The 14,626-nt window shown below is 68.2% G+C and carries 10 protein-coding genes and 1 pseudogene; 8 read left to right on the forward strand and 3 right to left on the reverse strand.

Going from position 1 to position 14,626, the window contains the following annotated elements; genetic code table 11:
- Positions 1-9: 9 nt before the first annotated feature.
- The gene (locus G7043_RS34130) at positions 10-1,986 is read left to right on the forward strand and encodes an intein-containing Rv2578c family radical SAM protein (RefSeq protein WP_166052771.1); all 1,977 of its coding nucleotides are present in this window, start codon (positions 10-12) and stop codon (positions 1,984-1,986) included.
- Between the two features lie 46 nt (positions 1,987-2,032).
- Here G7043_RS34130 and G7043_RS34135 read toward each other — a convergent pair whose 3' ends face one another.
- The 3 genes from G7043_RS34135 to G7043_RS34145 all read right to left on the reverse strand — a co-directional run bounded on the left by G7043_RS34135 (position 2,033) and on the right by G7043_RS34145 (position 6,062).
- Positions 2,033-2,383, reverse strand: a complete 351-nt coding sequence (locus G7043_RS34135) for a nuclear transport factor 2 family protein (protein WP_242642966.1) — start codon at positions 2,381-2,383, stop codon at positions 2,033-2,035.
- 37 nt (positions 2,384-2,420) lie between these two features.
- Positions 2,421-5,201 (reverse strand): DUF4082 domain-containing protein, encoded by a 2,781-nt coding sequence (locus tag G7043_RS34140; protein ID WP_166052773.1) that lies wholly within the window; start codon positions 5,199-5,201, stop codon positions 2,421-2,423.
- A gap of 129 nt (positions 5,202-5,330) precedes the next feature.
- On the reverse strand, positions 5,331-6,062 hold the full coding sequence (locus tag G7043_RS34145) for a putative protein N(5)-glutamine methyltransferase (RefSeq protein WP_242642967.1): 732 nt from the start codon (positions 6,060-6,062) through the stop codon (positions 5,331-5,333).
- 126 nt (positions 6,063-6,188) lie between these two features.
- Between G7043_RS34145 and G7043_RS34150 the strand changes: the two genes are divergently transcribed.
- From G7043_RS34150 to G7043_RS34180, 7 genes and pseudogenes are all read left to right on the forward strand, one after another.
- Positions 6,189-6,716 carry a TetR/AcrR family transcriptional regulator gene (locus G7043_RS34150; RefSeq protein WP_166052924.1) on the forward strand — a complete coding sequence of 176 codons (528 nt, stop codon included), beginning with the start codon at positions 6,189-6,191 and terminating at the stop codon, positions 6,714-6,716.
- Entirely contained in the window at positions 6,713-7,447 is a 735-nt protein-coding gene (locus G7043_RS34155; protein WP_166052775.1) for a TIGR03084 family metal-binding protein, read from the forward strand. Before G7043_RS34150 ends, G7043_RS34155 begins: the two co-directional genes overlap by 4 nt.
- 47 nt (positions 7,448-7,494) lie before the next feature.
- Positions 7,495-8,966: pseudogene (locus G7043_RS34160) on the forward strand (acyclic terpene utilization AtuA family protein).
- Entirely contained in the window at positions 8,963-10,075 is a 1,113-nt protein-coding gene (locus G7043_RS34165) for an acyl-CoA dehydrogenase family protein (protein WP_166052776.1), read from the forward strand. The pseudogene G7043_RS34160 and the gene G7043_RS34165 overlap by 4 nt, the downstream one beginning before the upstream one ends.
- Positions 10,075-11,625: an acyl-CoA carboxylase subunit beta gene (locus tag G7043_RS34170; protein WP_166052777.1), complete on the forward strand. Its 1,551-nt coding sequence runs from the start codon at positions 10,075-10,077 to the stop codon at positions 11,623-11,625. The genes G7043_RS34165 and G7043_RS34170 overlap by 1 nt, the downstream gene beginning before the upstream one ends.
- 17 nt (positions 11,626-11,642) lie before the next feature.
- Positions 11,643-13,490: an ATP-binding protein gene (locus G7043_RS34175; RefSeq protein ID WP_166052925.1), complete on the forward strand. Its 1,848-nt coding sequence runs from the start codon at positions 11,643-11,645 to the stop codon at positions 13,488-13,490.
- Positions 13,487-14,626 (forward strand): acyl-CoA dehydrogenase family protein, encoded by a 1,140-nt coding sequence (locus G7043_RS34180; RefSeq protein ID WP_166052778.1) that lies wholly within the window; start codon positions 13,487-13,489, stop codon positions 14,624-14,626. The genes G7043_RS34175 and G7043_RS34180 overlap by 4 nt, the downstream gene beginning before the upstream one ends.

Consider the following 14,626-nt stretch of genomic DNA (forward strand, 5'->3'; position numbering starts at 1 on the left):
ATCGATGGTGTGCGATGGGACGGACAGAAACTCGAGGCAGAGCCGCAGCAGGCACTACCGGGGCTACCGGGACTGGTGCGCAGCGTACGAACTCCTGAGTTCGCGGACGTGGTGTTCCACGAGGTCCGCGCCAAATCCGTGCTCAACGGGGTACCGGGTTCGTCGCTGCCCTTCTCGTGGACCGTGAACCCGTATCGGGGCTGCTCACACGCCTGCACCTACTGCCTGGCGGGCGATACCCCGATCCTCATGGGCAACGGCCGCACCAAACCGTTGGCCGAGCTGCGGGAGGGCGATGAGATCTACGGCACCGAACTCGTCGGCAACTACCGGCGTTACAAACTCACGACCGTCCTCGCGCACTGGGAGACGCGCAAAGAGGCGTACCGGCTGACGCTGGAGGACGGCACGTCGGTCGTCGCGTCCGGTGATCACCGCTTCCTGACCGACCGCGGCTGGAAGCACGTGACCGGCGAGACCGCGGGCACGGGCCGCCGTCCGCACCTCACGACCGGCAACAAGCTGATGGGCACGGGGGCTTTCGTCGAGCAGCCCTCCGTGACCGACGACTACCGCCGCGGCTACCTGCGCGGCATGGTGGACGACGAGAACGAGTTCCGGATCCCCTTGGCCGACATAGAGGCCATGGACCGCACACAGGAGTATCTCGACTACTTCGGTGTGCGAGAAGGGAGGGGATTTCTGCACCAAGTGCGCGACCTAGCGCACTGGCAGATAGCCCCGAACCCGGACTGGCTCAAGGGATTCCTGGCCGGTGCGTTCGACTACCTGGGGACCTGCTCGCGCAGCATCCTGCGGTTGTCGACGCGCAACGCCACCGTGCTCGAAGCGATCTGCCTGGCGCTCAAGCACTTCCACTTCGACTTCGCGATCGAGGAACTGCGCCGTCGTCGTGGCGTGCGGGTCGTGCGACTGCGCGGCGGACTGCGGGAGAACCTGCGTTTCTTCCACACCGTCGACCCGGCGATCACGCGCAAGCGGGACATCGACGGCGTGGCGATCAAGTCGCAGCAGCCGTTGGGCGTCGTGTCCGTGGAACCGTTGGGGGAGATGACGCTCTACGACATCTCGACCGGCACCGCCGACTTCATCGCGAACGGTGTGGTGTCCCACAACTGCTTCGCCCGCAAGACCCACACCTACCTGGACCTGGACGCGGGCAAGGACTTCGACAACCAGCTGATCGTCAAGGTCAACGCGGCGGAGGTGCTGTCCCGCCAGCTGCGGTCGTCCAGGTGGAAGCAGGAGCACGTCGCGCTCGGCACCAACACCGACCCGTACCAGCGGGCGGAGGGGCGGTACTCCTTGATGCCAGGGATCATCGAGGCCCTGACCGCCTCCCGCACGCCCTTCTCGATCCTGACGAAGGGCACCCTGCTGGCGCGCGACCTGCCGCTGCTGTCCGCCGCGGCCGAGGTTGTGCCGGTCGGGATCGCGGTGTCGCTCGCGTTGATGGACCGCGATCTGCACAGGTCGCTGGAACCCGGCACGCCGACGCCGGCCGCGCGGCTCGACCTGGTGCGGAAGGTGCGGGAAGCCGGGTTGCCGTGCGGGGTGTTCGTGGCGCCGGTGCTGCCGGAGCTGACGGATTCCGTTGAGCAGCTGGACTTCCTGCTGGAACAGATTGCGGATGCCGGCGCCACGGGCGTCACGGTGCTGCCGTTGCACCTGCGTCCGGGAGCGAAGGAGTGGTTCGCGGCCTGGTTGCGGCGCGAGCACCCGGATCTCGTCGAGACGTACCGGCACCTGTACGGCAACGGGTCCTATGTGGACAAGCGGTACCGGAAGTGGTTGACCGCGCGGGTCGTTCCGTTGATCGAGAAGCACGGGCTGGCGCCGCGTGGGCGGTCCACCGACGCCGTCACCGGTGTGCCCGGTGACGACGACGGCGTGTGGCCCGATGGCAGCCTGCCGGTGGGTGTGCCGGCGCCGCGCGTGGATCAGGAACAGCTCACCCTGCTTTGAGAATCATCACGGTTGGCACCCTCTTCCCCGGGGTGTCCTTCCGGGGCTAGGCCCAGCCGCCCTGGACCATCGTCTGGAACTTCCACTCGCCGCCGACCTTCACCAGCAGGTCGCCGTAGCGAACCGTCATCCCGTTGATCGTGCCGTCGGTGATGACGAAGACCAGGTTGTCGTTGATGAAGTGCGGTGTGCGCACCGACTCCATCTTCACCTCACCGCCGCCGCCCAGCTGGGCCCCCATTTCCTGCACGAACCGCTCCCGGTCCCACGACGTCGCCGAGCCGTCGGTGACGGTGTTGATCGGGAACAGGGCCATGTCGGCCATCTTCTCGACCTCTCCCGCCACCGCCAGCTCGTCCCAGCTCGCGAACCACTGCATGACCTCGTCGTACGACATACCGTACATTGTACGGAACGCTGCGCGAGCTGTCGAACTACTGGGTGAAGATCACGTCCACCCAGTAGTTGAGGGCCCGATAGGTCTGGTTCGGGAAGTTGCTGCCGAGGGCGTAGACCCCGTTCCCGCCACTGGCGACGGACGACGGCGCCGTGAGCGGACCGCTGGTGCGGGCCTGGTTGAAGTAGTCGTAGTCGTACGAGTAGCGGCCGCCGGGGCAGAAGTACGACGCGATGTAGGTCTGACCCGCGGTGACGTTGAGCGGCGCCGGCAGCGCCACGGTCTGCCAGCCGGTCGGTGTCTCGTTGGTCGCGGTGGCTGTGGCGAGCCGCGTGCCGGTGGACGACCACACGCTCACGGTGTGCGTGCCGAGGTTCTGCGGGCCCTTGTGGAACTTGACGTGGGTGATCTTGCCGTTCACCGCCGGGACGAACTTGAAGCCGAGCTCGCCTGCGCTGGTGTCGGTCGTGGTGACGTTCGTCGGAGTGGACTGGGCGAAGAACGACGCCGGGAACGTGTGCGGTGTGTAGGCCGCGCTGAAGTTCCCCGACGTGGCCGGGAACATCGCGTACGTGACGCCCTTGATCGTCTCCTGCGTGTAGGCGACGGCCGAGCCGTTGCGGGTGAGTCCTGTGAGCGCGCCCTTGACCGACTGCACGGGCAGCATTCCGCGCAGCATGCCGTTCGTTCGTCCGTCCACAGTGGCCGTGAACGTCAGGTTGTTGCCGCTCCACGCGATCTGCGAGAAGAACGAGGCGTTGCGGCCGTCGGTCCAGTCGAGGATCTGCTTGCCGGTGATCATCGGAACGCCGCGGGCCTTCGCCGAGTTGATCACGTGCGTGCCGAAGTTGTCGCCGCTGATGTAGTAGTGCGTGCCGAAAACGCCGTAGTAGCCCTCAGAACCGAGGGCCTTGTCGAGCATGGCGTCGATGCCGCCCGGGTAGGTGATGCCGTTCTCGTCGACGAGCTGCGAGACGACCTGGTAGACGTCGATCATCGAGCCGTCGAGGTCGGCGAACCGCATGGGCAGGCCGGAGCCGGTGAACATGCCCGGCCGGTTCTGCACCCACCAGTCCGGTGCGTAGTAGTAGTTGAGGTCCATCCGGATGCCCTTGCTCAGCTCGACTTTGGGTTGCGTCGCCCAGTCGCTCCACACGATGCAGTGCGTCCGGTTGCCCGTCTGCGCCGGCAGGCTGGGATAGGTCGACGCCCACAACGCCAGTTCCGAGGTGAACGACGCCGCCAGTGAGGCGGGCGTCCAGTCGGCGCAGCCGGTGTTCACGTGGATGCCCAGGTCGAAGCCCTGCGAGTGGTACGTCGCCGCCTGGGCGTCGGTCATGGTCGCGCCGTCGACGAACATCCAGGACGTGGCGCGCAGGGCTTCCCACTGGTTGAGCTGCGCACCGGCGGGCGTGTTGGCGTTGAGCTGGTTGAAGTACGTCTGGGTGCCGTTCGGGACGCCGTGGTCGTCGAGTGCCATGACGATGGCGGCCTTGAGGCCCTTGGGCAGGTACCAGGTCTTCGGGATCGGCTTCTTGGCGCGGTTGACCAGCGCGAGGACGTTGGTCAGCAGGCGCTGCTGCTCGTCCGCCTGCGGGATGGCGACCTTGCCGAAGTCGATCCAGTCCGGCTGGACGTCACCTTGCTTCGCGCCGAAGAACAGGTCCACCGGGCGCAACGGGTCGTCGCCGTCGCGTTCCATGCCCGCCCACGCCGGATTGCCTTGCCTGGTCTGCACCACCGAGCGGGCCAGGTCGTAGGTGAACGCCACCGCGTGCCCGCTGTTGACCTGCCGGATCGTGACGGCCGGGCTGTTGGTCGCGGTCGTGGCGTTGCTGTAGAGCGTGGCCACGGTCGTCGCACTCGTTGCGGTGTAACGGTCCGCGGTGCTGTGGAACTGCAGGGTCGTGTTCGGCAGACCGGGCACCTGCGCGGGGTCGATCAGCAGGTACGCGTTGCTGAGCGTGGCGTTCTGGTCGGTCAGCCCGAGCAACCCGCTGAGCTTCTTGTCCGGGCGGGACGCGATGAGGTTGCCGCCGGCGTTGACCCAGTCGGTGAACATCGTGGCCTGCGCCTGGGTCAGCGGGATCTCGCCGAGGATCGCCACGTCGTGCTGCCCGAGCACGGTGGCGGTGACGGCGGCCAGGTCGACCGTCGTGAACGAGCCGATGCCCTCGGCGCGCAGGATCTCGCTGAAGTACCGGCTGAACGGGTGCGCGTCCGACTTGATCAGCAGCACCGGCCCGCCGAAGCCCTGGTCAAGCGGCACCGACTCGAAGATCACGTCGACCCAGTAGTTGGCGCTCAGGTGCGTCGAGTTCGGGAACGCGCTCGTCGCGCCGTAGCGGAAGACGCCGTTCGGTTCCGCCGTCCTCGACGCGGGCGCGGTCAGCGGCCCGTTGACCCTGGGGGTGGTGAAGTAGTTGTAGCTCGCGCTGTAGCGGCCCTGCGGCGCGAAGTACGAGGCGATGTAGCTCGTGTTGGGCTGAACCTGCACCGGCGTCGCGAACGTCGCCGTCTGCCAGCCCGTGGCGGTCTCGTTCGTGAAGGTCGCGGTCGCGAGCCGGATACCGTCCGCCGTCCACACCGACCCGGTGTGGGTGCCGCCGTTGCCGGCGCCTTTGTAGAACCTCACCCCGGTGATGCGACCGGCGGTGTCGGCCCGGAATCGAACGCCCAACTCGAGCGAGTCGGTGTCCGACTCGGAAATGACCGCGGGCGTGTCGGTCGGTCCCCAAATGCTGTACGGCCCCGCGGCGGCGACCAGGTTTCCCCCCTGGGCGGCGGCCACTGAACCAGTCGTGTTTTCAGCTGCCATGCCGGACCTTACCTCGGCAAACGCGCTGGTCGCCCGCAATGTTGCCAAATCAATAGATTTGGCTGCGCCGATTAGGTGACTATTTGTTCGACCGGATAACGCTCTTGCCGCAATAGCGATACCGACCGTTCAACTGCGACCGACAACCGCGGTCGAGTCTTCTTCGGTGATCAATTCTGCGGCGAGTCCGGCCGCGGTGAATGCGTCGAGCGCTGCGGGTGCCTGGCGGGAGCTGGTCTCGCTCATCAGGTGCCCGCCGGGCCGCAGCCAGGTCTTCGCCTGGGTGGCCACGCGCCGCAGGACTTCGAGGCCGTCCGTGCCGCCGTCGAGGGCGACGCGTGCCTCGTACTCGCGTGCTTCAGGGGGCATGAACTGGATGTCGTCGGTCGGCACGTACGGGACGTTGGCGACCACGACGTCGATGCGTCCCTTCAGGTGTGCGGGCAGTGCGTCGAACAGGTCGCCCTCGAGCACGTTGGTCAGGTTCTGGCGTGCGCACTGCACGGCCGTGGGGTCGATGTCGGCCGCGTAGACCGTGGCGTTCGGCAGTCTTTGTTGCAGCACCGCGCCGACCGCGCCGGATCCGCAACACAGGTCGACGACCAGGGCGGGCTTGAGCTCGGTGGCGAGGTCGACGAGCAGTTCGGTGCGGTGGCGCGGCACGAACACGCCCTTCGTCACCACGATCCGGTGCCCGCAGAACTCCGCCCAGCCGACGACGTGTTCCAGCGGCAGGCCGCCGACCCGCTCGGCGACCAGCGCTTCCAGGTGGTCGGGAGAGGTGGCGGTCTCGGCGAGCAGGGCGGCTTCTTCCTCGGCGAACACGCAGCCCGCGGCCCGGAGGCGATCAACGACGTTCATCGGCACCGACGCTAACACCGGCATTTACAAGCAGGCTTGACTGTTTGTTTGTGGGCCGGAACACTCGGGACCGTGGAGACGAGGCAACGCCAGGCCGACCGCAGCCGCGGCACCAAGCGGAAGCTGATGGAGGCGACGGTCGAGTGCCTGGTGGAACGTGGCTGGTCAGGCACCACGACCACCGAGGTGGCCGAACGCGCCGGAGTGTCACGGGGCGCGCAACTGCACCACTTCCGCACGCGCGGTGAGCTCGTGGCGGCGGCGGTGGAGCACGTGGGCGCGGAGAGCGTCGAGGTGCTCAAGCGGCGCGCGGAGATCGCGGACAAGAGCACGCACGCCGTGGTGGAGCTGATCGCGGACTTCCACGCCAGCGACCTGTTCACCGCGGCCCTGGAGCTGTGGGTGGCGGCGCGCACCGACCCCGAGCTGCGCGAGCAGGTGCTGGAGCTGCAGGCGCGGCTGGGGCGTGAGGTGTACGGGCTGGCGCTGGAGCTGCTCGACGTCGACGACACCAAACCCGGTGTGAAGGACGCCGTGCAGGCGACCCTCGATCTCGTGCGCGGGCTGGCGCTGGCCAACCAGCTCGCCGACGACGCCAAACGCCGCGCGCACGTCGTGCGCTACTGGGCGAGGATGCTGGAGGAGCAGCTGTGATCACGGAACTGCTGGCCGACCTCGACGCCGAGTCGCGGGAGCTCGACGACCTCGTCGCGGGCGCGCCGGACTGGTCGGTGCCGACACCCGCCGAGGGCTGGACGATCGGGCATCAGATCGGCCATCTCATGTGGACGGACCGGGCGGCGATCCTCGCGATCACCGATCCCGAGGCGTTCCAGGCGCAACCGCTGACCGGTGACATCGTCGACCGGACGGCCGCTGAAGGCGCCGCCATGCCGGACCTGGTGGAGCAATGGCGATCCGGGCGCGAGGCGTTGCGCGAACACCTGGCCGTCGCTTCGGGGAAGATCGTGTGGTTCGGGCCGCCGATGAGCCCGGCGTCGATGGTGACCGCGCGGATCATGGAGACGTGGGCGCACGGGCAGGACGTCTTCGACGCGCTGGGCGTGGTGAAGGAGCCTTCCCCGCGGATCAGGCACGTGTGCCACATCGGGGTGCGGGCCATGGGGTTCGCGTTCCTGCTCAACGGCTTGGCGGTGCCGGAGACCGAGGTCCGCGTCGAGCTGACCGGGCCGGGCGGCGAGGTGTGGACGTGGGGGCCTGAGGGCGCGGAGAACCGGGTTTCCGGGCCCGCACTGGACTTCGCGTGGCTGGTGACGCAACGGCGCAACCGCAAGGAACTGGCGATCGAAGCCGTCGGGCCGATCGCCGAGGAGTGGGTGCCGATCGCGCAGGCCTTCGCGGGGCCGCCCGGAGGTGGCCGGTGATCCGGATCGGCAACGCCTCGGGGTTCTACGGCGACCGGCTGTCCGCGATGCGCGAGCAGCTGGAAGGCGGGCACCTCGACGTCCTGACCGGTGACTACCTCGCCGAGCTGACCATGCTGATCCTCGGCCGCGACCGCATGAAGGACTCCTCGCTGGGCTACGCCAAGACGTTCCTGCGGCAGATGGAGGACTGCCTGGCTCTCGCGCTCGACCAGGGCGTCAAGATCGTGGTCAACGCCGGCGGGCTCAACCCGGAGGGGCTGGCACGCAAGCTGGACGCCAAGGTCGGGTACGTCACGGGTGACGATCTCAAGGCGCGGTTCCCGGAGGCGTTGACCGCCAACGCCTACCTGGGCGCGTGGGAGATCGCGGAGTGCCTGAACCAGGGCGCGCAGGTCGTGGTCACCGGGCGCGTCACCGACGCGAGCCTGGTGGTCGGGCCGGCCGCCGCGCACTTCGGCTGGGCGCGGGACGACTGGGATCGGCTCGCCGGGGCGACGGTCGCCGGGCACGTGCTGGAGTGCGGAACGCAGGCGACCGGCGGGAACTACTCGTTCTTCACCGAGATCGACGCGACCCGGCCGGGGTTTCCGATCGCGGAGATCGACGAGGACGGGGCTTGCCTGATCACCAAGCACGACGGCACGGGTGGCGCGGTCACCGTCGACACCGTCACGGCCCAGCTGCTCTACGAGATCGGCGCGCCGGAGTACCTGGGGCCGGACGTGACCACGCACTTCGACACGATCCGGCTTTCCCCCGACGAGCGCGGTGTCAGGATCAGCGGCACGAGGGGGAGTCCGCCGCCGGACACGCTGAAGGTGTGCCTGAACACGTTGGGCGGCTTCAAGAACGCCACGACGTTCGTCCTCACCGGACTCGACGTCGACGAGAAGGCCGAGCTGGTCAAGCGGCAGCTGCACGACGCCATCGGTGAGGAAGGCCTGCACTGGACGTTGGCGCGGACGGATCACGCCGACGCGGACACCGAGGAACGGGCCAGCGCGTTGCTGCACGTGACGATCAAGACTGCGGATCTCAAGCGGGCGAAGGGTTTCAGCAGGGCGGCGATCGAGCTGGCGCTGGCGAGCTATCCGGGCTTCCACGTGACGGCGCCGCCGAGCGACGGGACGCCGTTCGGGGTCTACCGGGCCGCGTACGTGCACCGTGACGAGGTCAGCGCCAAGGCGGTGTTGCTGTGAAGAGGCCGTTGGGAACGATCGCCGGGGCGCGCAGCGGGGACAAGGGCGGTGACGCGAACCTCGGCGTCTGGGTTCGCAGTGAAGAAGCCTACGAGTGGCTCAACGGGTTCCTGACGACGGAGAAGCTGCGAGAGCTGCTGCCGGAGGCCCAGGAAGTCAGCCGGTACGAGCTGCCGAACCTCAAGGCGCTCAACTTCGTGCTGCACGGACTGCTCGGTGAAGGCGTGGCCGGCAGCACCCGGTTCGACCCGCAGGCGAAGGCGCTGGGCGAGTGGTTGCGCAGCAGGGAAGTCGAGATCCCCGAGGAGCTCCTGTGATCACGAAGGACCTGTACGAGCGGAAAGAACTGAGGGAGCTCGTCCGCGACTTCACCCGCAAGGAGATCGCGCCGCACCTCGACGAGTGGGAGCAGCAGGGCGAGGTTCCGCGTGAGTTGCACGAGAAAGCGGCCGAACTCGACCTGCTCGGCATCGGGTTCGAGCACGGCGACCTGCTCGACTCGGTCGCGCTGACCGAGGAGATCATCTGCAACGGCGGGTCGTCCGGGGTGATGGCGGCGTTGTTCACGCTCGGCATCGCGATCCCGCACATCTGGCAGACCGGGAACCAGGACCTGATCGACCGGTTCGCGAAACCCGCCATCCGGGGCGAGAAGATCGGCAGCCTCGCGGTCACCGAGCCCGGTGCGGGCTCCGACGTCGCGGCCATCAGGACCACGGCGGTCCGGGACGGCGACCACTACGTCGTCAACGGCACCAAGACGTTCATCACCTCGGGATACCGCGCGGACTTCGTCACGACCGCGGTGCGCACCGGCGAGAAGGGCCACAAGGGCATCTCACTGCTCGTCGTCGAGGACGGGTTCACCCGCCGCAAGCTCGACAAGATGGGCTGGCACTGCAGCGACACCGCCGAGCTGCACTTCGACGACGTGCGGGTGCCGGTCGCGAACCTGGTGGGCGAGGAGAACCAGGGGTTCGCGCAGATCATGCGGCAGTTCCAGGTCGAGCGCGTGACGATGGCGGTCGAGGCGTACGCGACGGCACAACGGGCCCTGGACCTGACCGTCGAATGGGTGCGCAACCGGGAGACGTTCGGCAAAGCGCTGATCAAGAACCAGGTGGTCGGCCACAAGCTCGCCGACATGGCGCAGCGGATCGACCTGGCGCGGACCTACACCCGTGAGGTCGCGGCGCGGATCAACCGCGGCGAGGACTGCGTCACGGAGGTCTGCTTCGCCAAGAACGCCGCCGTGGACGCGTGTTCGCACGTGGTCGACGCGGCGGTGCAGTTGCACGGCGGCATGGGCTACATGCGGGAGTCCGAGGTGGAGCGTCACTACCGGGACGCCCGCATCCTCGGCATCGGGGGCGGGGCGAGTGAAGTGATGACCGAGCTCGCGGCACGACGATTGGGGTTCGCCTGATGGGCAACAGGGAGGCGCTGCTCGCGAAGATCGCGCAGCTGGACGCCGAACACGCCAAAGCGCTCGCGGGTGGTGGGCCGAAGTACGTCGAACGGCACCACAAGCGCGGCAAGCTGCTGGCCCGCGAACGGGTCGAGCTGCTCATCGACGAGGACAGCCCGTTCCTGGAGCTGTCGCCGCTCGCCGCGTGGGGCACGGACTTCCCCGTCGGCGCGTCCGTGGTCACCGGCATCGGGCGGGTCGAGGGCGTCGAGTGCGTGATCGTCGCGAACGACCCGACCGTGCGCGGTGGCTCGTCGAACCCGTACACGCTGCGCAAGTCGTTGCGGGCCAACGACATCGCGTTGCAGAACCGGTTGCCGCTGGTCAGCTTGGTCGAGTCCGGTGGCGCCGACCTGCCGACGCAGAGCGAGATCTTCATTCCCGGCGGGCGGGCATTCCGCGACCTGACCAGGCTTTCGGCCGCGGGCATTCCCACGGTCACCGCGGTGTTCGGCAACGCCACGGCCGGTGGCGCGTACGTGCCGGGCATGTCGGACTACGTGATCATGATCAAGGACCGGTCGAAGGTGTTCCTGGGCGGTCCGCCGCTGGTCAAGATGGCGACCGGGGAGGATGCGGACGACGAGTCGCTGGGTGGCGCTTCAATGCACGGCGCCACGTCCGGGCTGGCGGACTTCGTGGCGGAGGACGAGACCGACGCGATCCGGTTGGCGCGCAGGGTGGTCGCCCGGCTGAACTGGCGCAAGCTCGGTCCGGAGCCGGCCCCGGTCGAGGAGCCGTTGTTCGACGCCGACAGCATCCTGGACATCGTCTCCGAGGACCAGCGGGTGCCGTTCGACCCGCGGGACGTCATCGCGCGGCTCGTCGACGGGTCGCGGTTCGACGAGTTCAAGCCGTTGTACGGCAACAGCCTCGTCACCGGGTGGGCCAGGATCCACGGCTACCCGGTCGGCATCCTCGCGAACGCGCGCGGCGTGCTGTTCAGCGAGGAGTCGCAGAAGGCCACGCAGTTCATCCAGCTCGCGAACTCCAGCGACACGCCGCTGGTGTTCCTGCAGAACACCACGGGCTACATGGTCGGTGCCCAGTACGAGCAGGGCGGCATCGTCAAGCACGGCTCGATGATGATCAACGCGGTGTCCAACAGCCGAGTGCCGCACCTGACGATCACGATGGGTGCGTCGTACGGTGCCGGCAACTACGGCATGTGCGGCCGGGCGTACGACCCGCGGTTCCTGTTCACCTGGCCCAACGCCAAGTCGGCCGTGATGGGCCCGGCGCAGCTCGCCGGTGTGCTGTCGATCGTCGGGCGGCAGGCGGCGATGGCGAAGGGGCAGGAGTACAACGAGGAGCACGACGCGGCCATGCGCAAGATGGTGGAGGCGCAGATCGAGGAGCAGTCGCTGGCGCCGTTCCTGTCCGGGAAGCTCTACGACGACGGCGTGATCGACCCGCGCGACACCAGGACCGTGCTCGCCCTCTGCCTCTCCGCTGTCCACAGCGGACCGATCAAGGGCGCCGACGGCTTCGGCGTCTTCCGGATGTGATCCCAAAGATGAGCACTGTGATCAAGACTCTGCTGATCGCCAACCGCGGCGAGATCGCCCGCCGGATCATCCGCACCTGCGACGGCTTGGGCATTCGGACCGTGGCCGTGTTCTCCGATCCGGACGCCGACGCGCCGCACGTGCGGGAGGCCGACTTCGCGGTCCGGTTGCCCGGTGCGTCGCCGACGGAGACCTACCTGCGCGCCGATCTGCTCGTCGAGGCGGCGACCAAGGCCGGTGCGGACGCCGTGCACCCCGGCTACGGCTTCCTGAGCGAGAACGCCGACTTCGCGCGGAAGGTCCAGGCGGCGGGCCTCACCTGGGTCGGCCCCGAACCGGACTCGATCGAGGCGATGGGTTCGAAAGTCGCCGCGAAGAAGCGGATGGCCGCCGCGGGTGTGCCGACGCTGCCCGAGCTCGACCCGGAGACCGTCACGTCGTTTCCCGTGCTGATCAAGGCTTCCGCCGGTGGTGGCGGACGCGGTATGCGGATCGTGCGGGAGAAGGGCGAGTTCGCGGACGCGTTGGCCAGCGCACGTCGTGAGGCCGAGTCGGCGTTCGGCGACCCGACGGTGTTCTGCGAGCCGTTGCTGGAACACGCACGGCATGTCGAGGTGCAGATCCTCGCGGACTCGCACGGCACGGTGTGGGCGCTCGGCGAACGCGAGTGCTCGATCCAGCGCCGGCACCAGAAGATCGTCGAGGAGTCGCCCAGCCCGGCGGTGCACGACGACGTCCGCAAACGCTTGTTCGCGGCGGCCACGGCAGCGGCCGAGTCGATCGGGTACATCGGCGCGGGCACGGTCGAGTTCATGCTCAAGAGCGAGGACTTCTACTTCCTGGAGGTCAACACGCGGCTTCAGGTCGAGCACCCGGTGACTGAACTGGTCCACGGCGTCGACCTGGTCGAGTGGCAGCTGCGGATCGCGGAAGGCGCCGCGCTTCCGGCCGAGGTGCCGCAACCGCGCGGGCACGCCATCGAGGTGCGGCTTTACGCCGAGGACCCGGCGAACGACTGGCGTCCGGCGAGCGGCACGCTGCACCGGTTCCACGTGCCCGGCGACATCAGGCTGGACAGCGGAGTGGAGGACGGCTCGGTCGTCTCCGTGCACTACGACCCCATGCTGGCCAAGGTGATCGCGTACGCGCCGACGCGGACCGCGGCCGCCCGCAAGCTCGCGACGGCGTTGGAAAGCGCGCAGATCCACGGTCTGGTCACGAATCGCCCGCTGCTGGTGGACATCCTGGAGAGCGACGCGTTCCTCAGCGGCGACACGCACACCGGGTTCCTGACCGAGCACGACTTCATCCGAGACGTTGACCCGCAACCGTTTGCGCTCGCGGCCGCTCTCGCTCTGGCGGCCGGCCGGAAGATCGGGCACCTGCCGCTCGGCTGGCGCAACGTGCGGTCGCAGCGGCCGAATGCGAGGTTCCTGTTCGGGGAGGAGCTGGTCGAGGTCGAGTACGACCCGGCGCAGGCCACTCCTGGCGTGGTGGTCCTGGACCTGGACGGGGTGCGCACGCCGTTCCACGTCGCCCGGTACGGCGATCAGGTCGAGGTCGACTCGCCGAGCGGCTCGGTGACGTTGAAGGTCGTGCCGCGCTTTCCCGAACCGGAGACCAGGCTCGCACCCGGTGCGACCGTCGCGCCGATGCCCGGCACGGTCGTCCGGGTCAGCGTTGCGCAGGGTGATGTCGTCGAAGCCGGTGCCGAACTCCTGGTGCTGGAAGCGATGAAGATGGAACACCGGGTGCTCGCCACCAACGCGGGCACCGTCACCGAACTTCTCGTCTCGCATGCCCAGCAGGTGAATGCGGGCGACGTTCTGGCTGTAGTAGCCGAAGAGAGTGGAGACGAATCGTGAGCTTCGTCGAGTCCGAAGAGCGGATCGCGCTGCGCAAGGCCGTGTCCGAGTTCGGTGCCAAGTACGGCCACGACTACTTCATCGCCAAGTCCAGGGCGGGGGAGAAGACCACCGAGCTGTGGGAGGAGGCCGGCAAGCTCGGCTACCTCGGCGTGGCCGTGCCCGAGGAGTACGGCGGCGGTGGCGGCGGCATCGGTGACCTCGCGGCGGTGTGCGAGGAGCTGGCGGCGGCGGGATGCCCGTTGCTGCTCATGGTGGTGTCACCGGCGATCTGCGCGACGGTGATCGCGCGGTTCGGCACCGACGAGCAGAAGTCCAAGTGGCTGCCCGGTTTCGCGGACGGCACGCTCAAGATGGCGTTCGCGATCACCGAGCCGGACGCGGGATCGAACTCGCACCAGCTCAAGACGCACGTCCGCCGCGACGGTGACGACTGGATCCTCAAGGGCAGCAAGACGTTCATCTCAGGCATCGACGAGGTCGACGCCGTGCTCGTGGTCGCGATCCAGAAGACCGGACCGGTGCTCGTGGTCGTCCCGACGAACGCCGAGGGTTTCACCTGGCACCAGATCGAGATGGACCTGGTCGCGCCGGAGAAGCAGTTCACGCTGTTCTTCGACGACGTCCGGCTGCCCGGTGACGCCGTGGTCGGCTCGCCGGACCAGGGACTGTTGCAGGTGTTCGCCGGCCTCAACCCCGAGCGGATCATGGGCGCGAGCATGGCCACTGGCTCGGCCCGGCTGGCGATCGGCAAGGCCGTGACCTACGCCCAGCAGCGCAAGGTGTGGGACAGCCCGATCGGGGCGCACCAGGGCCTCGCGCACCCGCTGGCGAAGATCCACGTCGAGATCGAGCTGGCCAGGCTGATGACGCAGAAGGCCGCCGCGCTGTACGACTCGGGCCGCGACAAGGAGGCGGGTGAGGCCGCGAACATGGCCAAGTACGCGGCCGGTGAGGCCATCGCGGCGGCCGTCGACCAGGCGATCCAGACGCACGGCGGCAACGGGCTGACGTCCGAGTTCGGGCTGGCGTCGATGCTCGGCATGTCCCGGCTGTCCCGCATCGCGCCCGTCAGCAGGGAGATGGTCCTCAACTTCGTCGCGCAAAACAGCCTGAAGTTGCCCCGGTCCTACTGA

It is taken from the genome of Lentzea alba (assembly GCF_011067745.1).
Taxonomy (GTDB): Bacteria; Actinomycetota; Actinomycetes; order Mycobacteriales; family Pseudonocardiaceae; genus Lentzea; species Lentzea alba.